This is a genomic window from Pseudoalteromonas sp. SWXJ133, from assembly GCF_015864365.1.
Lineage (GTDB): Bacteria > Pseudomonadota > Gammaproteobacteria > Enterobacterales > Alteromonadaceae > Pseudoalteromonas > Pseudoalteromonas arctica.
Genome location: NZ_JADYXJ010000003.1, coordinates 15639 through 36146 on the forward strand (window position 1 = coordinate 15639; position 20508 = coordinate 36146).

18 protein-coding genes are annotated in these 20508 nt (G+C 38.4%); 10 read left to right on the top strand and 8 right to left on the bottom strand.

Annotated features, from left to right (window positions below; translation table 11 throughout):
- Positions 1-48: 48 nt before the first annotated feature.
- Positions 49-900, top strand: a complete 852-nt coding sequence (locus tag I6F40_RS02955; RefSeq protein ID WP_007579940.1) for a LysR family transcriptional regulator — start codon at positions 49-51, stop codon at positions 898-900.
- A gap of 188 nt (positions 901-1088) precedes the next feature.
- On the top strand, positions 1089-3245 hold the full coding sequence (locus I6F40_RS02960; RefSeq protein ID WP_197192461.1) for a TonB-dependent receptor family protein: 2157 nt from the start codon (positions 1089-1091) through the stop codon (positions 3243-3245).
- A gap of 630 nt (positions 3246-3875) precedes the next feature.
- Here the strand turns inward: I6F40_RS02960 and rlmB are convergent.
- From rlmB to I6F40_RS02985, 5 genes are all read right to left on the bottom strand, one after another.
- Positions 3876-4619, bottom strand: coding sequence for a 23S rRNA (guanosine(2251)-2'-O)-methyltransferase RlmB (rlmB, locus tag I6F40_RS02965; protein ID WP_007378377.1), 744 nt, complete (start codon positions 4617-4619; stop codon positions 3876-3878).
- Positions 4616-7111: a ribonuclease R gene (gene rnr, locus I6F40_RS02970; protein ID WP_197192462.1), complete on the bottom strand. Its 2496-nt coding sequence runs from the start codon at positions 7109-7111 to the stop codon at positions 4616-4618. The genes rlmB and rnr overlap by 4 nt, the downstream gene beginning before the upstream one ends.
- Before the next feature lie 405 nt (positions 7112-7516).
- Positions 7517-8254, bottom strand: a complete 738-nt coding sequence (locus tag I6F40_RS02975) for an enoyl-CoA hydratase/isomerase family protein (RefSeq protein WP_197192463.1) — start codon at positions 8252-8254, stop codon at positions 7517-7519.
- 262 nt (positions 8255-8516) lie between these two features.
- Positions 8517-9131, bottom strand: a complete 615-nt coding sequence (locus tag I6F40_RS02980; RefSeq protein WP_197192464.1) for a response regulator transcription factor — start codon at positions 9129-9131, stop codon at positions 8517-8519.
- Entirely contained in the window at positions 9131-10231 is a 1101-nt protein-coding gene (locus I6F40_RS02985; RefSeq protein ID WP_197192465.1) for a sensor histidine kinase, read from the bottom strand. The genes I6F40_RS02980 and I6F40_RS02985 overlap by 1 nt, the downstream gene beginning before the upstream one ends.
- Positions 10232-10558: 327 nt before the next feature.
- Between I6F40_RS02985 and I6F40_RS02990 the strand changes: the two genes are divergently transcribed.
- The 4 genes from I6F40_RS02990 (at position 10559) to queG (ending at position 14592) form a co-directional block, all read left to right on the top strand.
- On the top strand, positions 10559-11425 hold the full coding sequence (locus I6F40_RS02990; RefSeq protein ID WP_197192466.1) for a DMT family transporter: 867 nt from the start codon (positions 10559-10561) through the stop codon (positions 11423-11425).
- Positions 11422-12126 carry a glycerophosphodiester phosphodiesterase gene (locus tag I6F40_RS02995; protein ID WP_197192467.1) on the top strand — a complete coding sequence of 235 codons (705 nt, stop codon included), beginning with the start codon at positions 11422-11424 and terminating at the stop codon, positions 12124-12126. Before I6F40_RS02990 ends, I6F40_RS02995 begins: the two co-directional genes overlap by 4 nt.
- Before the next feature lie 45 nt (positions 12127-12171).
- Positions 12172-13392, top strand: coding sequence for a methyl-accepting chemotaxis protein (locus tag I6F40_RS03000; protein WP_197192468.1), 1221 nt, complete (start codon positions 12172-12174; stop codon positions 13390-13392).
- Between the two features lie 66 nt (positions 13393-13458).
- Positions 13459-14592, top strand: a complete 1134-nt coding sequence (gene queG, locus I6F40_RS03005; protein WP_024592883.1) for a tRNA epoxyqueuosine(34) reductase QueG — start codon at positions 13459-13461, stop codon at positions 14590-14592.
- Between the two features lie 46 nt (positions 14593-14638).
- On the opposite strand, the gene I6F40_RS03010 is transcribed toward queG, so the two are convergent.
- From I6F40_RS03010 to I6F40_RS03020, 3 genes are all read right to left on the bottom strand, one after another.
- Complete coding sequence (locus tag I6F40_RS03010; protein WP_197192469.1) at positions 14639-15766, bottom strand: response regulator; 1128 nt, start codon at positions 15764-15766, stop codon at positions 14639-14641.
- Positions 15767-15820: 54 nt separating this feature from the next.
- Positions 15821-17815, bottom strand: coding sequence for a hybrid sensor histidine kinase/response regulator (locus I6F40_RS03015; protein ID WP_197192470.1), 1995 nt, complete (start codon positions 17813-17815; stop codon positions 15821-15823).
- A gap of 120 nt (positions 17816-17935) precedes the next feature.
- Complete coding sequence (locus I6F40_RS03020) at positions 17936-18421, bottom strand: GNAT family N-acetyltransferase (RefSeq protein WP_166376997.1); 486 nt, start codon at positions 18419-18421, stop codon at positions 17936-17938.
- Between the two features lie 81 nt (positions 18422-18502).
- On the opposite strand from I6F40_RS03020, the gene I6F40_RS03025 reads away from it, so the two are divergent.
- The 4 genes from I6F40_RS03025 (at position 18503) to I6F40_RS03040 (ending at position 20457) form a co-directional block, all read left to right on the top strand.
- Positions 18503-19078: a glutathione peroxidase gene (locus tag I6F40_RS03025; protein ID WP_024590220.1), complete on the top strand. Its 576-nt coding sequence runs from the start codon at positions 18503-18505 to the stop codon at positions 19076-19078.
- Between the two features lie 86 nt (positions 19079-19164).
- Complete coding sequence (locus I6F40_RS03030; RefSeq protein WP_002958009.1) at positions 19165-19446, top strand: peptidylprolyl isomerase; 282 nt, start codon at positions 19165-19167, stop codon at positions 19444-19446.
- Positions 19447-19510: 64 nt separating this feature from the next.
- On the top strand, positions 19511-20089 hold the full coding sequence (locus I6F40_RS03035; RefSeq protein WP_197192471.1) for a glutathione S-transferase family protein: 579 nt from the start codon (positions 19511-19513) through the stop codon (positions 20087-20089).
- Positions 20090-20106: 17 nt separating this feature from the next.
- On the top strand, positions 20107-20457 hold the full coding sequence (locus I6F40_RS03040; protein ID WP_165740589.1) for a DUF2750 domain-containing protein: 351 nt from the start codon (positions 20107-20109) through the stop codon (positions 20455-20457).
- The last annotated feature ends 51 nt before the right edge of the window (positions 20458-20508 follow it).

Here is a 20508-nt window from a genome sequence, read left to right on the forward strand (position 1 = left end):
TGATAAATAATACTTATATATATAGCCATATAAATTGTAATTTTAAATATGAAAAACATATCAACCGACGGTTTACGTACTTTTGTGATGGTAGTTGAAATAGGTGGCTTTGCTAAAGCAGGCGATTTACTTGGCCTGTCGCAACCTGCAGTCAGTTTGCAAATAAAGCGCCTAGAAGACGTGCTTGGCTATAAACTATTTAAAAAACAAGGACAGCGCCAAGTATTAAATCAGTACGGCGAGCTATTATTGCCAATGGCAAAACAAATGATGCAACACAACGATGCTATTTTGCAGCAGTTCACCTCAGAGAACATTGCAGGTAAAGTGCGCTTGGGCATTCCGAGCGAATTTGCAGCGCGTATTTTACCTTCTATTATTGGCGACTTTGTGGCGCTCTATCCTGAGGTGTCGTTAGAAGTTAAATCGCGTTTAAGTAAGCATTTGCTTTCGGCCTCAAGGCAAGATCAGTTCGATTTAGTACTTGCACTAAATGAGCGGCTCAACTCTGATAAGTTTCCTATTTTTATGCAAGACGAATTAGTGTGGGTGGGCGACCTATCACTTGCGCAAAACGATGTGGTTACGCTAGTTACCGCACCAGAGGGGTGTATTTATCGTCGCCGTGCAATTGATGCATTAAAAAGTGCGGGCATAAAATACCGTATCGTATACAGCAACGCCGATTTAACCGGCCTTATTGCGGCATTAAAAGAAGGCTTAGGCATTACGGTACTTGCTAAAAGCACAGTACCTAGCGAGCTTAATTATCAAGTTCAAACCAAACATTTACCCACTCTTGGCAATATTGGTATTAGTTTAATTAAAAGCTCGGGCGAATCTGACCATGCTGTAGATAAACTCGCGGAGTTTATAGCGCTACGTTTAGGTTATAGCTAATCAAAAATTTATAACGAGTAAAGCAATTACAAACTAATACAAAAGAAACGATTTAGTTAACAAAGTTGCATAAGTAGGTGTTTTTAATTCTATTAAACTGAATAATTAAATACTTAATAACATTGATTCGTATTCGTTAACGTGTTCAAATTACGCCAATTAAGATAATTGACATGATTAGGAACACAATGAACCCTAAGTTTTTAGTATTTACCCTGGCAACTGCGGTTGCTTTGTCTTTTAGTGCTACTGCAATAGCAAAAGACACCAGCAATAAAGAACAACGCTTTGAACAAATTACCGTTATTGGCTCAGAACAAGCAATTAACGATATTCCTGGTTCGGCTACGTTTATTTCTGATGAAGAACTTCAAAAATTCAAATTTACTGATATTTCTCGCGTTTTAGCGTCTGTTCCTGGCGTTTACGTGCAAGAAGAAGACGGCTACGGCCTTCGCCCTAATATTGGTATGCGCGGCACAGGTACTGGTCGTAACGATAAAATATCAGTAATGGAAGACGGTGTATTAGTTGCACCAGCACCATACTCAGCACCATCTGCTTACTACTTCCCTACTACGGGTCGTATGGAGTCTATTGAAGTATTAAAAGGCGCGGCATCAGTTAAGTACGGCCCGCGTACTACGGGCGGTGTTTTAAACTTACTTTCGCGCAGCTTACCTACTGAGCCAAATAGCTCAAAAGGTATGGTAGATGCAGCCCTTGGTGGTGATGGTTACTACAAAGGTCACGCTTACTTCGGTAAAGAAAAAAACAACACAGCAGGCTTAATTGAAGTATTTACTTACGGCGCAGACGGCTTTAAAGAGCTGCCAGTAGGTAATGACAACACCGGCTTTGAAAAAACAGATTTACTATTAAAATTTGGCCATACGTTTGGTCAAAACGATGCGCATAATCTTGAGCTAAAAATTAAGTACTCTGACGAAACATCAGACGAAACATACATGGGCTTAACTGACGAAGACTATCAAGAAAGTCCTTACCGTCGTTATGCTGCATCGCAAAACGATGAAATGAATACTCGCCACAACGCATACCAACTTAACTACGCGTACCGTTTTGGTGATGGCTATGAATTTTTAGCTACGGCTTACTTAAACGATTTTCATCGTAACTGGTATAAAGCCAGCAAAGTAAGCGAAAGCTACCTTGAGCAATACAGTGAATTTGAAGCAAACCCTACAAGCGAAGGTATTGAAGGTATTGGTATTAAAGCTAATAACCGCGATTACCAAGCTAAAGGTATTCAGTCTGAATTACATATTCCTGCAGGCGACCACTATGTGACTGTTGGCGTACGTTACCACGAAGACGAAATGGATCGTTTTCAGTGGGAAGACACATACACACTTAATCAAGATCTAAGCTTAACGCTTACAGAGCAAGGCGTTCCGGGCTCTGACAGCAACCGTGTAGATAGCGCAGAAGCAAGTACCTTGTTTATTCAAGACGAGTGGACAATTGATGCATTAGTAGTAAGTGCAGGCCTTCGTTATGAAGACATTACTATTACGCGTGAAGAGTGGTCTAAATCAGATCTAACACGCAGCAACGGTTTAACTAAAGATGTGTCGAACGACACTGAAATTTTAGTTCCATCACTAGGTGCTACTTACACACTTAACGAAAACGTAACGCTACTTGCGGGCATTCAAAAAGGGTATGCACCAGCAGCACCTGGTAATGCTGACCAAGAAGAAGAAGAAAGTGTAAATATTGAGTTTGGCTCTCGCTTTAATATGGATGGCTTTAGCGGTGAAGTAATTGGCTTTTACTCTGACTACAGCAACATGCACGGTAACTGTACTGCAGCGGTTGGCTGTAGCGACGACAACATTGGCGACCAATACAACTACGGTGAAGTAGAAGTAGCGGGCTTTGAATTTAGTGCAGGCCGTACTTTTGCAACTGATACAGCTATGTTCCCAGTTAAATTAACATACACCTACACAGACTCTGAGTTTAAAAACGATTTTGATTCAGAAATTTGGGGCACGGTAGAAAAAGGCGATGCAATGCCTTACGTACCAGAAAACCAAGTAGCGTTATCGTTAGGTGCTGAGTTTTCTGCGTTTGTAGTTAACAGCCAAATACGTTACGTATCTGATGCGCATGCTAACTTAACGCAGTCGGGCTTAAACGCAATTGATAGCCGCGTAGTATGGGATTTAGCTGCTAAATACTTAATCGATGAAAATCAAAAAGTATACCTAAGCGTTGATAACTTGTTTGATAAAACATACGTTGCTAACCGTTCAAACGGTGGCATTCAACCAGGTAAGCCGCGTACTGTACAGATGGGCTACACTTACTCATTCTAAATTGAAAGCTGGTTAAACGTTTCACTAACAGCGTTAATAATTTTTTATGTAAGAACACTACACATCTAAATTATTGCCTTGTTATTAAACCGTTTACCTGCGCTTTGTATGAGATAAACGGTTCACTAACAGCGTTAATAATTTTTTATGTAAGAACACTACACATCTAAATTATTGCCTTGTTATTAAACCGTTTACCTGCGCTTTGTATAGGGTAAGTGGTTCACTAACTACGTTAATAATTTTTTATGTAAGAACACTACACATCTAAATTATTGCCTTGTTATTAAACCGTTTACCTGCGCTTTGTATAGGAGAAATGGTTCACTAACAGCGTTAATAATTTTTTATGTAAAAGCACTACACATCTAAATTATTGCCTTGTTATTAAACCGTTTACCTGCGCTTTATATAGGATAAGCGGTTTATTAGCTGCTTTAAATAACTCATATAAGAACAACTATATTTCGTTATTTTTGCCTTGCTATAGAGCTATTTTCCTATCGCTATAATAGAGCACTAATTCAACATAATTGGTGTAAAGTTAAAAGCATAAATTACAGATACAAAAAAGCCGAGATTGAATTTCAATCTCGGCTTTTTAATACATAAAACTTATCGTTTTATATATTAGTTATTTGCGTTACGTTGGCGTAATACTTCAAACAAACAAATACCCGTGGCTACCGATACGTTTAAGCTTGAAACAGTACCCGCCATTGGGATTTTAACAAGCATATCGCAATGCTCACGCGTTAAGCGTCGCATGCCCTCGCCTTCTGCGCCCATAACAATCGCCATTGGGCCCGTTAAGCTTGCATCAAATACGTGGTTATCAGTTTCGCCAGCGGTGCCTACAACCCATACGCCTGCATCTTTAATTTCGCGAAGCGTACGTGCAAGGTTAGTCACTTGAATAAGCGGTACTGTTTCGGCTGCACCACAAGCAACTTTACGTGCTGTGCCGTTAAGCTTGGCAGAGCGATCTTTAGGTACAATTATAGCGTGAACACCAGCAGCGTCTGCACTACGTAGGCATGCGCCTAAGTTATGCGGATCGGTAATACCATCAAGCACAAGTAAAAACGGTGTGTCTTCACGAGCGATGATCGCATCAAGATCTTTTTCGTTAAACGTTGGCGCTGCTTTTACGTTGGCAATAATACCTTGATGCTGCTCACCCTTTGATTTGCTATCAAGGGCTTTACGCTGCATAAACTGTACTGAAATACCAAACTTACGTGCTTCATCAATAATCGGAGTTGAGCGTTTGTCGTCACGACCTTTAAGGGCGTAAATTTCTACAAAGCGCTCTGGCTCGCTTTCTAAAATTGCTTCAACAGAGTGAAAGCCAAAAATTAATTCATTACTCACGTATTATCTGCTCCTGGGCTAGTACTTTTACGGGCATTTTTGCCAGCTCTTTTAGGCTTTTTAACTGCCTTCTTCTTAGGCTTTTTCTTTACGGCAGTGTCTGCTGCTTTTTTATCTGCGGGTTTAGTTGCAGACTTATTTGCAGGCTTGCCTTTATCTTTATTTGCTGGCTTTTTTTTACCTTTTGGTTTGTCATCGCTGTGCGACTTTTTACCCGGTACTTTGCCTGCTTTTAATTGCGAACGCACACTTGCTGGCGCATGCTCAGATTTACCTGAACCTTTTTTTGGCGCACGACGACGTGAGTATCTGTCTTGTGCCACATCGCCTTTAAGCGTTAAGTTGATACGGCGATCGTCTAAACTAACCGACGCAACTTTTACTGTTACTTTATCGCCAAGGCGATAAACTTTGTGAGAGTGCTCACCTATTAGGGTGTGTTTTGCAGCATCATGCGCAAAAAACTCATCGCCTAAATTAGTAACATGAATAAGCCCATCAATTTGTAAATCGTCTAAACGAATAAACAAACCAAAGTTAGTGACCGATGAAATAACACCGTCAAACTCGTCACCTACGTGATCTTGCATAAACTCACATTTAAGCCAATCGGCTACTTCGCGAGTTGCATCATCGGCGCGGCGCTCTGTGGTAGAACACTGCTCACCTAGTTGATCAACTTCGTCGTCGGTATAAGCGTATTCGCCAGACGTTTGCTGACCTTGTGCTTTTATAACTGCTTTAATAGCACGATGTACTACTAAATCTGGATAACGACGTATTGGCGATGTAAAGTGCGCGTAAGCCGATAACGCTAAACCAAAGTGACCAATGTTATCTGGCTGATATACAGCTTGTTTCATTGAACGCAGTAGCATAGTTTGAATAAGCTCGGCTTCTGGGCGGTCACCTAGTCGCGCTAATACTTGGGTTATTTCTTTTGGTGTTGGCTCGTCGCTTAATGTGCTTTCGATACCTAACTCGCCTAAAAACTTAGTAAAGTTACCTAGCTTTTCGCTGTCTGGTTCGTCATGCACACGATAAAGCGCGCTTGCTTCGTGCTTTTCAAGAATTTTAGCCGCCGATACGTTGGCTAAAATCATACATTCTTCAATGAGTTTGTGCGCATCGTTACGAATAACAGGCACTATTGATTCTATTTTACGCTGAGCGTTAAATACAAAACGTGTTTCTAGGGTTTCAAACTCAATGGCACCACGCTCTTGACGTGCGGCTTTAAGTGCCATGTACATTTGCTGTAAATCAGTTAAATGTGGCACTACGGCTGAGTATTCTTCGCGTAGTTTTTCGTCGTTTTGTAAAATGGCATTTACTTTGGTGTAAGTTAAACGTGCATGCGAGTTCATTATCGCTTCGTAAAACTTATAACCCGAAAGTTTACCCGCGCTCGATACGGTCATTTCGGCAACCATACATAAGCGATCTACTTTTGGATTAAGCGAACATAGCCCGTTAGAAAGCACTTTTGGTAGCATCGGAATTACTTGCTCAGGGAAATACACTGAGTTACCACGCAAAATGGCTTCTTTGTTAAGCGGCGTGTTCATTCCTACATAATGCGATACGTCGGCAATGGCAACCCATAAGCGCCAGCCACCTGATTTTTTAGGTTCACAATATACGGCGTCATCAAAGTCGCGAGCGTCTTCGCCATCAATGGTTACTAGTGGTAAGTCACGTAAATCTACGCGGCCTTGTTTGTCAGCGTCTTCAACAAATTCACCTAGGTGGGCAACTTGTGCTTCAACTTCTTCTGGCCATACATGTGGAATATCGTGATTGCGCAGTGCGACTTCAATTTCCATGCCTGGGGCTAAATGCTCACCAAGTACATCAATAATTTTACCTACCGCGTTCATATTGCGGCTTGGATTTTGTGTGACTTTAACTTGCACCATTTGGTTATGGCGGGCACCGTTTTCGTTGCCTGGTAAAATCATTATGTCTTGCGTTATGCGCGGATCTTCAGCGACCACAACGGCAACACCATGCTCTACAAAGTAGCGGCCAACAATTGGCGCGCGCTCGTTAGTAAGCACTTTTATAATACGTGCATCGCATTTTGAGCCAGAGCCACGCTTTGTGCCTTTAGCTAGTACAATGTCGCCATGTAGCACCATGTTCATTTGGTGCTTAGCAATAAACCAATCTTTACTCTCGCCTTCAACTTCTAAAAAGCCAAAACCGTCTCTGTGGCCTATTACTTTGCCTTTGGTTAAACCGGCTTCGTCAATTAGGGCATAGCATTTAAATTTATTAAAATACAGCTGTCCGTCACGCTCCATAGCGCGAAGGCGGCGTTTAAATGCTATTTGGCGTTCGTCATCGTTTACTGCTAGTTCTTCACATAATTGCGCGTAGTTAGCAGGCTTTGAACGCTCTTGAAGGTGAGTAAGTATAAACTCACGACTAGGGACTGGGTTTTCGTACTTTTCTTGTTCTCGACTGAGATTTGGATCTTGGTTTGACATTCACTATCTTGTTAGTTGGTTATGTAGGTATTTTAACCCATATAGTTATAATGAGACAGGTAAAAGCGATTAAACTTTTAAGAAAGCACTTTTACCTTGCTGTTTATCTTTCTGTATAGTTTAAAAATCTAGCGCAATGGGGCTTAACGACCCCTTAACTGCAAAGTATTTAGTCATATCGTAGCAACGCTAAAACCCTTTCGCGCTATTATAACCTGAGCTCTGGATAATAAATCTATCTCGAGCAGCTATTTTCAGCGCTAACAGCGTTGAATATAGCTGCAATAGGCCAGCTATTGACGCGTAAATTCGCCTTGTTTTCACTAAAAATCTCTGGCTAGAGAAAATAAATTTAAATATCACCATGATTCAATACGTTAGTAAATCTCTTAACCAGAGTTCATGTTATTTATTTTTTTGTAGGTTTTTCCACAGCAGTTTGCTTATATTATCAATAAAGCTTGGGTCTTCCTCTTTCATTGTAAGCAAAATTTGCTTATTCATTTGTGATTTATTTTGAGCGTAAATCCAGCGGTTTTTATTAAACTGCTGGGCAAACTCAAGTGCACCCGCTTGTAGTTCATCGTTATTTGCAAACACAGCTTCAACCACTTTATTGTCTAGCAACTGCTGTGCACCAACACGCTCTCCTGACATAGCTAGGCGATTAAAGAATGTTTGCGAAATTGCTTTATTAATTATAGGAAACATCGACGGTACAAAAGGCACCATTACATCAACTTCAGGAAAACAAAAAAAGCCTTTGTCTGACTTCATAAATCTAAAATCACACGCACATGCAAGCACAGAACCATTGCCATAGGTATGCCCGTTTAACGCAGCAATTATAGGCATAGGAAAAGTAACTATGCGCTTAAACAAGTCACTTATTTGAATCATAAAGTCAGAAATTGCAGCAGGTAAAATACTGGGGTTAGACATCCATTGAAGGTCGATGCCCAATGACCAGTTTTTGTCACTCGCAGACGTTAAAATAACTGACTTAATATTTTGATCTGCTTCAATATGGTCAAGGTGTAAATTAAACTCAGCCAAAAACGCTGGATTGTGACGATTTTCAGCGGTATTCATAGTGAGTATTGCAGTACTATTTTTAGTTGTTAGTTCTATTAAATTCGCCATTAAACCCTCTTTTAACGCTTTTTAAGCTAACTTTAAGCGCTGTTCGTTACTTTTATAAGTAATACCAACCTGCATAAATCTTTGATCAATTTAACGAATTAAATTTCACTATAACGTCGTTAAAAAATTTTTATTTAGAACAACTAGATACAAAAATTTTTGCCTAGTTCTAGCGTAATTTTCTTAACGTTAAATAGACCCCATATATAAGCAGATTGGTATAACATAGTAATACTTTGCTTATAATTTATAAACCCACTATTTAAAGCCATCCTTTTTGTTTAGCTATACGCGCAGCATCTATGCGGTTAGTGGCGTTTAATTTTGCAATGGCGTCTGATAGGTAGTTACGCGTAGTCCCTTCGCTTATAAATAACTGCTTGGCTATTTCGCTTGTTTTAAGGCCATCGCTTGCAAGTTTTAGTGCTTTGCGCTCTTTATCTGTAAGTGGATCTGCGTCGTCTAATGCATTGATAGCAAGCTCTGGGTCTATCACTTTTTGTCCCTGCATTACTTTTTTAAGCGCATTTATTAGCTCTTCACTGGGTGCTTCTTTTAAAATAAAACCTTTAACGCCTGCCGTAAGCGCTCGCCTAATATAACCCGCACGAGAAAATGTGGTCATAATAACCATTTTTATAGCGGGGAACTTAGCGGCTATTTTTTCACTCAGCTCTATACCATTCATGGTTGGCATTTCTATATCGGTTAAAATTATATCGGGATGTAAATCACTATCAAGCGCCTCAATTGCATTAAGTGCATCTTGCCCGTTACTTGCTTGCCCAATAATCTCAATATTAAAATCGAGTCCTAACAATGCTGCTACTGCGTCGCGTACAAGCGCTTGATCTTCCACTAAATACACTCTGATCATTATAAATCCTTAGCTGAAACTGGTAGCATTACATTTAAAGTAAAAATATCGCCACAGGTAAATGTTGCACTGCCATTGAGTTGCTCTGCTCGCTCTTTAATACCATTTAGGCCATTGCCCGAATTTAATGTGGAGCACGGTGCACGATCAATAACGGTAATGAGTAGCTTCTGTGCTGTTTGTTCTATATTTATTTCGCAATTTTTTGTGCTGCTATGGCGTAGCAAGTTGGTAACGGCTTCTTTAATTATAAGGCCTGCGATGCCCTCTACTTTAGCGGGTAGAGTATTTAAAACTACATTAAATGAAACGTTAAAGTCTTGTTCTATTAATTTTTGTTTTAACTGTGCTACTTGGCTAACAAGGTTAAGCTGTTTTAAATCACTAACGGCGCTTCTTACATCACTGAGTAACTGCCTTGCCAGATCGGCCACTTGTGCAATTTCGCTATTTGCTTGAGCGTAACGCTCACCTTGGTTTAATTTATTTGCAAGCTCAGCTTTTAAAGCAATAGATGACAGTGAATGGCCTAAAATATCATGCAAGTCGCGGGCTATCCGTTCACGCTCAGCAATTGCTGCTAATTGCTCTAATTGGTTAGCGCTTTCTTGCTCACGTTTTTTGTACAGGCTCTCTCTTTTAGCTGCAATACCGTAACTAAATAAGGCTGCACATAAAATCAAAGCAACGGCTAAAAAGTATTGAACCTTCCCTATATCACCAATATATGCGCTTAATAAAACCGTAGATATAATCGCGAGTGCAGCATAAATTCTTTGATGGTAGTTGTATGCATAGCCTGCTACGTAGGCTGCAAAGCCAAATAAAGTAGGAGTACCTGTGGTGTAAAAAGTAGCGCAAAAACAAATTAATAGCATGGCTACAAACAACTTGGTCACCCCTGCACTTTTGCAGTTTATTGCTTTTACATATAAAAGAATAAAAGCAACATAAAAGGCTAAAGACATCGTTATTTGGTTAGCAGTAAAGCTCGCAAAATTAATTATTAATGGGAGTAAATAAAAGCCTGTAAAAATTAAATGCCCATATTTCCAAAAACCTTTATCACTTTGTTGAGAAAAGGAGTTAAGCGAGCTCATACAAATACCTCTGGCATATTATTTTTACTTATAGGACTATTTTTATTAATAAATATAAATAACATAAAAATGCATGCCAGCATAAAGCAATCTGCGTACGTAATCGTAAAACTTAATGCCTCTAGCACTTCATTAATAGTTAAGCTGATTAAAATTAAAGAATTCATAATTATCCCCTGTTGAGTAAGGTAACTATGCCAGCGTACAAAAATAATAAGAGTGTGAAGTGTCATCAACTTTTATGACATTTGTCATGCGATAAAAAAATTCATCTTAAGAATTTTTAAGCAATGTTAATATGTTCAAAAAGTACAACAAGGAAACTAAATGCAACCTCAGCAGCAAAGTTTAATTTATTTGCACATAGCGGTATTACTTTTTGGCGGAACCGCTTTATTTGCCAAGCTTATTGGTTTAAATGCTTTAGATATTACCGTTTACAGAACTGCAATTGCAGGAATGGCTATTTTAGCCATGCTGTATTTTCAAAAAAAACAAATTAAACTAAACAAGCCTAAAGACTACCTTATTGCATTATTTTTAGGTGTTGCGGTGGGTATTCACTGGGTAACCTATTTTGCTGGTATGCAAATGGCCGGTATAACAATTGGGATGTTGGCATTTTTTAGCTACCCCGTAATGACGGTATTTTTAGAGCCCTTATTTAATAAAAGCAGGCCAAAAGCAAAAGATATAATAAGTGCGGCGGTGGTTGTTTTAGGGATTTACCTGTTAGTACCAAGTGCAAACTTGGGCGACGATGTAACCTTAGGTGTAATAACAGGTGTGATATCGGCATTGTTTTTTTCAATCAGAAACATTACCCATAAGCGCTACTTTAGCCAATATGGTGGCCCGCAAACGATGTTTTATCAAACCTTAGTGGCAAGCATTATGCTGTGCGCATTTATAGAAGTGCCGGTATATGAGGTTAGTCATCACGACCTAATTTTAATTGCCATAGCGGGTGTTATTTTTACAGCTACACCGCACTCGTTATTTGCAGCAAGTTTAAAGCATTTATCAGCGGCAACTGCGGGGTTAATTTCTTGCTTACAACCACTTTATGGCACCATACTGGCTATAGTAATTATTCATGAACGTCCTACTGTTATGACGTTAGTTGGTGGAGCACTTATTGTTAGTGCCGCTTGTTTTGAAACGTGGTCAATCACTAAAAAGGCTCGACAATGAAAGTATTTGCACACCGTGGTGCCAGTGGGGATTTTCCTGAAAACACCAAAAGCGCTATTTTAGAAGCGTTAAAAGTAGGTGTTGATGGTATTGAAGTAGATATTCAAAGTTCCTTAGATGATTACATGGTAATACACGACTCATGGCTCGATAGAACCACCACCGGTAAAGGTAGGGTGAGTAACTTTACGGCACATGAACTCTCTAAACTTGATGCTGGAAATGGTGAAAAAATTCCCACTCTTCAGCAGCTGTTTGATTGGAATAACAATAAATCTTTATTAAATATTGAGCTTAAACATACGTTTGAACTAGAAAGGTTTGTGGCTCAACTAGAACAAAACATTGAAGCTAAAAAAATATCAAAAGCGAATATTTTAGTATCATCGTTTGATCATCATCAACTACAGTGGCTTAAAAGTAGACTACCATGGCTTAAAATAGGTGCCCTTACTTCTTCTATTCCAATTAACTATGCAAAGTTTGCAAGTGATTTAAACGCTTTTAGTGTGCATGTAGATAAAACCTTTATAAATAAGGCTTTTGCAGATGATGCAAAAAAAAGAGGTCTAAAGATTTATGCTTATACGGTCGATAGAGAACAAGATATAGCGCTAATGCTTGAGTATGGCATAGACGGACTTTTTACAAATTACCCAGCGCGAACCAAAGCTTACTTGTTATCGTTACAAAAAAGCTAACTTACATCTCCCTAACTAAAATAAAAATCGTAGGGTTTAAACATAATGAGTAGTTTTATGAAAATTTATAACTATATAGAGCAAACATTCTTTTTTACGTTAACGCGTAAAATAGTCGGTAATTTGAGTTTTGTATTATTGTTCCAAGCAATTACGTTATTTTGGCTGCATCAGAGTTTAAGCGAACAACAGCAAAGTACAGGGCTATTTTGGCTACTTACGCTTGTTATTATATCTGGTTTTATTTTTACTCTTTTTTATATGCGTTTTTTAATTGTTCGCCCTGTTACCGCTATGCGCGATACTTTGATAAAAATAAACCAACAAGATGCAAATTTAGCAGCAAAACTTCCCCACTTTTCGTATGACGAATTTAAAGATTTAAGTTCACAATATAATATATTTACTGCCCATTTAAGTGAGTTACTCAGCACAACATATAACAGTGCTCAAGCTAGTGCACACAGTAATACACAAGTGGCACAGTCAATGAAAAATACTGAGCAATCAAGTGAGCAACAAATACAGTTAAGCCACAGTATTATTAATGGCAGCATGCAAATAACCCAAAGCTTACAAAACATAGTAAATAATACAGATAGCGTGCATAACGTTAATAATGAACACCTTAACTTTGTAAAGCTATCTGCATCAGAGCTCGCTGCTTTAGTAAAGCAGGTTAAACTTATTACTAATATGCTGGGTAGCTTTTCAAATACAATTGCGGGACTAAAAGAAAATAGTGAAAACATTCGTAGTATTTTAAAAATGGTTGAAGAGTTTTCCGATCAAACTAATTTGTTAGCCCTTAATGCCGCAATAGAAGCAGCTAGAGCGGGTGAAGCTGGTAGAGGGTTTGCCGTAGTTGCAGACGAAGTACGTACGCTTTCAATAAAGGTAAGTGGCGCAACCAGGCAAATTAGTGACTTTATTACTCAAATGAATGAGTTAGTAAACGAGACAAATAATGAGTCAGAGCAATTAATGACTCACTCCAATAATGCACAAAGTTCAATTAGTGCAACCTGTGATGGTTTTACAAAAATGCTTAGTGAGTTTGAGCACAACCAACAGCAACTACAACAAATAGCCAGTGCTGTACATATGCTTGAGGGCACTCAAACTAATACTCACCAATCGGTAGAGCAAATAGTAGCTTTAGGTGAGCAAGCTAAACAGCAAATAGATACGGCATTAGCCGATAGCGAGCAATCTCAACAGTTAAGCTTACAAACCCAACAACAGTTAAAGCGCTTTGTGCGCTAAGAAGCGTTTTCGGGCTCAGAGAAATATGGTAAATTACGCAGCTATTAATTTAAGTGTGTGAAGTGTGTGAGCAACCCTACCCCAGACTATGAAAAATTAGCCCTGCAAATAAAAACCTGGGGACAAGAGCTTGGCTTTAGCGAAGTGGGCATTACTGATATTGACCTATCTAAGCACGAAGCCCAATTGCAACGTTGGCTTGATGCTGGCTACCACGGCTCGATGGATTATATGGCTGCTCACGGTATGAAACGCGCCCGCCCTGCTGAATTAATCCCTGGTACACAGCGTGTTATATCCGTAAAAATGAATTATCTCCCTCCCGATGCTGGCTTTGCAAAAACCTTAAAAAATAAAGAAAAAGCATACATAAGTCGTTATGCACTGGGTCGTGATTACCATAAATTAATGCGTAATCGTTTAAAAAAACTCGGCCAAAAAATAGAGCAAGAAATTGGCGAATATGGCTTTAGGCCCTTTGTAGATTCAGCTCCTGTACTTGAGCGTCAACTCGCCGAAAAAGCCGGTTTAGGGTGGCGTGGTAAGCATTCGTTGTTAATTAATCAAGAGGCAGGATCGTGGTTTTTTTTAGGTGAGCTATTTATTGATTTACCCCTACCAATAGATGCAGAGAACACGTTTGAAGGCTGCGGTAAATGTGTTGCTTGTATTACTCTTTGCCCAACAGGTGCAATTGTAGAGCCTTACGTTGTTGATGCACGTAAATGCATATCGTACTTAACGATAGAACACCAAGGCCCCATCCCCGAACAATACCGAACTTTATTAGGCAACCGTATTTATGGCTGCGATGATTGCCAGTTAGTATGCCCTTGGAATCGTTATGGACAAATAACAGATGAAAATGATTTTCATCCCCGTACTCAATTAAAAAATAAAGATTTACTTGAGCTATTTGCTTGGGATGAGCCTACATTTTTAAAAAATACCGAAGGCAGCCCTATTCGCCGCATAGGTCACGAACGTTGGTTACGTAATATAGCGGTCGGTTTAGGTAATGCAGAGTTTAGCCCGGCTATTATTCATGCCTTACAAGATAAAAGCCAAATATGCAGCGAGCTTGTTTTAGAACATATTGAATGGGCGCTTGCTCAACAAAACGATAAACAACGATTACAAATTCGTAAAACGGCTAGGTTAATCAGAATCGTAGAAAAAGGCTTACCCAGAGATGCATAATGCAGTTGGAGTAAGCCTTAAAGTAACATTATTTAATTAAGTATATTTAGCTCTTTAAAAGCAATGACAGGTCTTGCTCAATTTCAGCAAAAGCTGCTTTTACCTGTTTAACAGACTTCTCTGAGGCCACTGAGTTTTGGAAAGTTTCATCTACTTTTTTATAAATAAACACTTCCTGATCTTCATCTAATCCCATTGATGGGATACGTTCTTCGAGCTCTTCTTGTAACTGTTTAAACACTTTTTCGTTGTTTTGACGATTGTCATTCAATAAGCTAATTAAGCCATTAAACTTACTATGAACTGTACTTGCTACGGCATTAAGTTTTGCGTGTTGTGATTCAAGCATTTTCTTAGTCATGATGGCGCGTAGCTGCTGCTCGGTAACACTGACAATAAAACATACATGGTCACGGATACGCCCATGTTTGTCTGGGTCGTGATCTGGCATATTTAAAATAAGTAAGCTGATCAATTCATAGTTAACTAAAATTCGGTGCGAAAATTCATGTAAGCGCCCTTTATTTTTAAGCATCTCAAATAACTCCACCACAATAGGTGAACACACGCCATTTAATGCAAAGTGGCTTATTTGATCATTATCTCTAAACTCAATATTACTTTGTAAATCGAAAGACTGTAGGCAATCTATAAGCGCTTTACCTAGCTCTTGAGGGTCGTTAATAAAACCTATATTTTCGACGTAGTTAACTATTTTCCCCATTTCACTACTATTAGCCATTGCATTAAATGCAGTTGATGTAGCATCTTCAACTTGTTTTTCAAGACTTTGCTTTTCAACGAGTACTTGGTTTAAATTTTTAAGCTTTGACTTAAGTTCGTCATGGCCAAAAGGTTTTACAATATAATCTTCTGCACCAACCGAGTAGCCTTCCATACGCTCTTCAACTGTGCCTCGAGCAGACACAAACATAACAATAATGTGTGCCGTATTTGGATTTGCTTTAAGTGCTTTACATACTTCATAGCCATTCATTTGCGGCATACTTACGTCGAGCAATATAACCTGAGGCATATAGCCTTCAACCATGTTTAAACACTCAGGACCACTTGTTGCTACTTGTAATTCAAAATCAAGCTCCTCTAAAATTTCATCAATAATTTCAAGGTTAAAGGGTTCATCATCAACGGCAAGTATTTTAGTTAAGGCCATAATTTATCATCCATTCAAATTCTCAAAAAAGTTACTTGGCTTGCCAAAAAACAATTAATTACTGTGTTGTATTAATTGCTCTTCAGCCAAATGATCATCTAGATTTATTTCTAATGGCACCTGTATAGATATAGTTGCACCACCATTTTCGTTGTTACGTGCAGTGATCTCACCTTGATGTAAAGACACAAACTCTCTACACAATGCAAGGCCCAATCCGGTACCACCGGCACCGCTATTTGTTTTGCTGCTTTGTACAAACTTAGTAAAAATATGTTCCAGCTCATCTTCTGGTATACCGACCCCATTATCGGTAACCTCTATAGTAGCAAATCGACTATCTGACTCTAAATTTATCTGTATTTTACTTTTTGGTTCACTAAATTTGAGTGCATTACCTAATACGTTTCGAAGTAACTGGTTTATTTGCTCTTCATCACACTGCGAAATTACAGGTAGCGGCTGCTCGGTAAATACAATCTCAATTTCTTTCTCCATTGCCGTACCAGATACATCATCAATACTTGTTTTAATGATGTTAGCTAGATTATACGGACGAGGATTAAATGGAAACTTACCCACATCTAACTTAGATAGATCGAGTAAATTATTCAGTAATGACAGTAAACGCTCACCACTACTCTCTATTCGCGATAGGTATTTAATGAGTTTTTCTTTTGCAAAATCTCCAGCATCTAATTTGCTTAAACCAAAACGTGAAAAACTTAAAATCGAATGCATTGGTGTGCGAAGTTCATGTGACATATTTGCTAAAAATTCTGATTTACTTAAATTTGCAGCTTCAGCAATATTTTTTGCATGTTCAAGCTGTGAGGTACGCGCTCTTACTTGCTCTTCAAGGATATCTTTTGCTTCAAGTAGTAAATCTTCTTTTTGCTTAAGGTGGGTTACATTTTTAAATATTACGGCAAGTGCTATTTCTCCGTGATGATCTATCTCATTAAAAGATCCCACTAGCGGTATATAGCCCCCTGCTGTTTTAGATAAACGTAAGTCGCAACTAAATTGGCGATTACTATTTAATGTCGATATTTTATTTTTAATACCTAATGTTGAATCATCATCTAAAAAGCTAAATACTGATTTCCCTTCGAGTTCGTTAAACGGTAAGTTAAATAGTTTTAAACAGGCATCATTAGCTTCTATCACTCTACCGCATTTCTCAAACAACATAATTGCATCGGGCGTATGCTTATAAATAACCTGAAGTAGGCTGTCTTTTTCAATCAGGGCATCAACCGTATCTTGTAGCCTTTCGACAAGTTCTGCGTTATGGCGTTTTAATAACTCTGTTTGCCACAGTTTATGTATTGATTGTAATAATGAGCTGTCGTTCAATGGCTTAATAAGTACGTCTTCTACACCTTGACGAATAGCTTCAATCATTGAAACTTGATCGGGACGTGAGGTAAATAATAAGCAACGGCAATGTGGTTGCATTATTTTTAAGTTTGAAAAAATTTCTAGACCAGTTCCGTCATCTAAAACAAAATCACTTATCAGTATATCGATTTGCTTTTCTTTAGTAATTTCTAAAGCTTCTGCAGAGGTGGTTGCTGTATGGGTCTCGATATGAGCACCGATCAAGCTGTTTTTCATTTTTTCGAGGCGCTCAGGAACATGATCGACGAGTAAAATAGCGGGTAATTGCAAAATATGATTGGAGCCTAATTCTAGTAGGCTCTCTAAAAGAGAAGTAATTTCTTTATTAGAAAAAAACGGGTAGATCACGGTTGCGTCAGGCGCAACATGATTGAGCTCACTAAACGCAGTTAGTTGCTCACCGCTTTGTGCTTTTGGAGCAAGCAGCATAAAACGCTCTTGCGCTACTTGACTAACAAGCGGTTTTATAGAATCAACAGGCACACCATGGGCAACAACAACTAAGTCGTAGTCGCCTATATTGGTATACATGTCTAGCATGCTGAAATGAATTAATTCGACTTCACATCCTATTAATTCTAAAAGCACTTTCACACGCATTGCGATGACACTGCTACTATCAACAATTAATATTTTTCGAATCATCAAGCTACACTTAAAATTAATAAACTTAATATGTTAATAGCGTAGTCTATTTTTACTTGATTAGCATAAATCCTTATATTTATTTTGTAAAAAAACATAAGGAGTTTTTACTATAATTTATTAGAGGTGTTTTCCAAAAATAGTAAGGCTGTACGCCTTATCATCCATTATGGCAACGCTTGGCAACTCCCCCCATATTTCAAAATTAAAATGTTTAAACAGATTAACGCTGGGTGTGTTATGACTAAAAATAAAGCCCAGTAATACTTTCATATTTAACTGCTTAGCTTGTGTTTGAGCAAATATCATTAGCTTTTTACCAAGCCCTTTACCTTGCGCTTTACTGGTAATGTAAATGCTCATTTCTACTGTACCATCATAAGCAGGGCGCCCATAAAACGACTTATAACTTACCCAAGCAAGTACTTGGTTATTTTCGCAGTAAACATAAATAGGCCTTTTATCGTTGTGGCTATTAAACCAGTCACGCTTTTCATCAACGCTCACTTCTTGCGTATCTGCTGTTACCATTCGCCCTGCAATGGTTTCGTTATAAATTGCTACAATTTCATTAAGATCATTAATAGTTGCTAAACGGATTGTCATAGGTCATTAGAGTGTTGATCAATTTGTTCCATATTAGCGTATGATTATCCATTCAAACAATCGTAAAGTTTAGGTAATGTAATGCTTAAAATAATTATAATAGGTTTAACGGCTTTACTTATTAATGCTCCCCTTCAAGCTCAAACACCATCAATCATAAATAAAACCTCTACACAGGACTGCCAAGATTTTACCAATGTAGATATACGAAAGCTTCGCTCAAAAGAATCTATTAACTTGTGCCAATTTAAAAATAAACCTTTGTTAATAGTAAACACGGCAAGTAATTGTGGTTTTACATATCAATTTAAAGGCCTTGAAGCGCTATATCAACAATACAAAGAGCAAGGTTTAGTCGTATTAGGGTTCCCCTCTGATGACTTTTTTCAAGAAGAAGACAATGAAAAAGAAACAGCGAAAGTATGCTTTGTAAATTATGGTGTAACTTTTCCCATGTTTGCCACCAGCAAAGTTCGTGGTAGCGAAGCAAATCCAATTTTTAAATATTTGAATGAGCAAACTAGCTCTCCAAATTGGAACTTTTATAAATACTTAGTGTCTGCTGATCGTAAAACAGTTTTACGGTTTAACAGCAAAGTGGCACCTAATTCAGAGCAAATGATTACTGCAATTGAAACTGCGTTTTCTGATAAATAAGTTTATACTGGTACAATTAGTTGAAACTAACTAGAATGACACTTCAATTCGGTTAAAAAAACACCACACTATACTCGGGAGATTTTATGACAGTAGCAAGCGCACGACATATACTTGTAGACAGTGAAGCACAATGCTTAGACTTAAAAACAAAAATTGAGCAAGGCGAAGACTTTGCTGAACTAGCAAAAGCACATTCTAATTGTCCTTCAGGTCAGGATGGCGGTGCTCTTGGTGAGTTTGGCCCTGGTATGATGGTTCCAGAGTTTGATAAAGTTGTGTTTTCTGCGCCAATTAATCAAGTACAAGGCCCTGTGCAAACTCAATTTGGTTATCATTTACTTGAAGTTACTAGCCGTTCAGAATAAATTTAACTGTACTGTAAGTAACATTTGATAAAAGCCGCTTATGCGGCTTTTTTATGGAGTAATTATGCAATTAATTGGTTCTGTACCTTCACCTTACGTGCGCCGCATTAGAATTTGGGCACAACAAAACAGCTGCAAACTAGAGCTTGTAAGTCTCGATATATTTTCTGAGCAAGATCGCCCTACTATGGCCAGTAAAAATCCAGCTCGAAAAATCCCAATCCTGGTAGATGGCGACTTAACACTTAGTGACTCTAATTCTATATTGCGTTATTTACTTGAAAAAACAGCTCAGCCAAAACTAACGTGGCCTCAAGAGCACTTACTTACGACTATAAATGCCTGTAACGATTCGTTAGTAGAAATGGTGTTATGTAAACGTTCTGGATTTGACACTAAAAGTGATAAATTATTTTTTAACCTGCAAAACGAACGTATTGAACAAACATTAAGCTTTTTAAATACCCATTTAAGCGATGAAGAATTTAAAAGCTGTGAATACCTCAACATCAGTTTATACTGCCTGCTTGATTGGATTTGCTTTCGTGAATTAGCTGACTTTAGTCAGCATTCAGCGCTTGTTGCTTTTCATAAGCAATATGACGAGCGCCAAGCAGCAATAGATACCAATCCTCGTCACTAATTTAAAAGGGTAAATACATGAGCGATATCGAAATTGAATCACAACTAGTTAACTTCGTAGAAAAAGTACGTATTAGCGAAGTAATTTGGGCACTTGGTGCAGAAGATAATGGCTTTGTAGTGTGCGATTCTAACCAATTTGATGAAACTGACGTATTACTGCTTTGGGAAAGTGAAGCAGCAGCTAAAGCACAATGTAAAGAAGAATGGAAAGACTACAGCCCAGTAGAAATCAATCTTGATGAGTTTTTAGATGCATGGGTTGAAGACTTAAACGAAGACAACGCACTTGTTGGCATTAACTGGAATGATGACCAAGTATGCACAGAAATTGAGCCTACAGGTTTAGCTCGTGCATTGAGTGAATAATACTTTATACGCTTTACGTTAAAAGCGAATAAAACCCGACTAGCATCTACT

Excerpts from the sequence above, each read along its gene's own strand:
- I6F40_RS03020 (WP_166376997.1), bottom strand. The coding sequence starts at position 18,421 with ATGACAATCCGTTTAGCAACTATTAATGATCTTAATGAAATTGTAGCA.
- I6F40_RS02985 (WP_197192465.1), bottom strand. The coding sequence starts at position 10,231 with ATGAGCTCGCTTAACTCCTTTTCTCAACAAAGTGATAAAGGTTTTTGG.
- I6F40_RS02955 (WP_007579940.1), top strand. The coding sequence starts at position 49 with ATGAAAAACATATCAACCGACGGTTTACGTACTTTTGTGATGGTAGTT.
- I6F40_RS03015 (WP_197192470.1), bottom strand. The coding sequence starts at position 17,815 with ATGATTCGAAAAATATTAATTGTTGATAGTAGCAGTGTCATCGCAATG.
- I6F40_RS03000 (WP_197192468.1), top strand. The coding sequence starts at position 12,172 with ATGAGTAGTTTTATGAAAATTTATAACTATATAGAGCAAACATTCTTT.
- I6F40_RS03010 (WP_197192469.1), bottom strand. The coding sequence starts at position 15,766 with ATGGCCTTAACTAAAATACTTGCCGTTGATGATGAACCCTTTAACCTT.
- rnr (WP_197192462.1), bottom strand. The coding sequence starts at position 7,111 with ATGTCAAACCAAGATCCAAATCTCAGTCGAGAACAAGAAAAGTACGAA.
- I6F40_RS02995 (WP_197192467.1), top strand. The coding sequence starts at position 11,422 with ATGAAAGTATTTGCACACCGTGGTGCCAGTGGGGATTTTCCTGAAAAC.
- I6F40_RS02990 (WP_197192466.1), top strand. The coding sequence starts at position 10,559 with ATGCAACCTCAGCAGCAAAGTTTAATTTATTTGCACATAGCGGTATTA.
- I6F40_RS03040 (WP_165740589.1), top strand. The coding sequence starts at position 20,107 with ATGAGCGATATCGAAATTGAATCACAACTAGTTAACTTCGTAGAAAAA.
- I6F40_RS02980 (WP_197192464.1), bottom strand. The coding sequence starts at position 9,131 with ATGATCAGAGTGTATTTAGTGGAAGATCAAGCGCTTGTACGCGACGCA.
- I6F40_RS03030 (WP_002958009.1), top strand. The coding sequence starts at position 19,165 with ATGACAGTAGCAAGCGCACGACATATACTTGTAGACAGTGAAGCACAA.
- I6F40_RS03035 (WP_197192471.1), top strand. The coding sequence starts at position 19,511 with ATGCAATTAATTGGTTCTGTACCTTCACCTTACGTGCGCCGCATTAGA.
- I6F40_RS02975 (WP_197192463.1), bottom strand. The coding sequence starts at position 8,254 with ATGGCGAATTTAATAGAACTAACAACTAAAAATAGTACTGCAATACTC.
- I6F40_RS02960 (WP_197192461.1), top strand. The coding sequence starts at position 1,089 with ATGAACCCTAAGTTTTTAGTATTTACCCTGGCAACTGCGGTTGCTTTG.
- I6F40_RS03025 (WP_024590220.1), top strand. The coding sequence starts at position 18,503 with ATGCTTAAAATAATTATAATAGGTTTAACGGCTTTACTTATTAATGCT.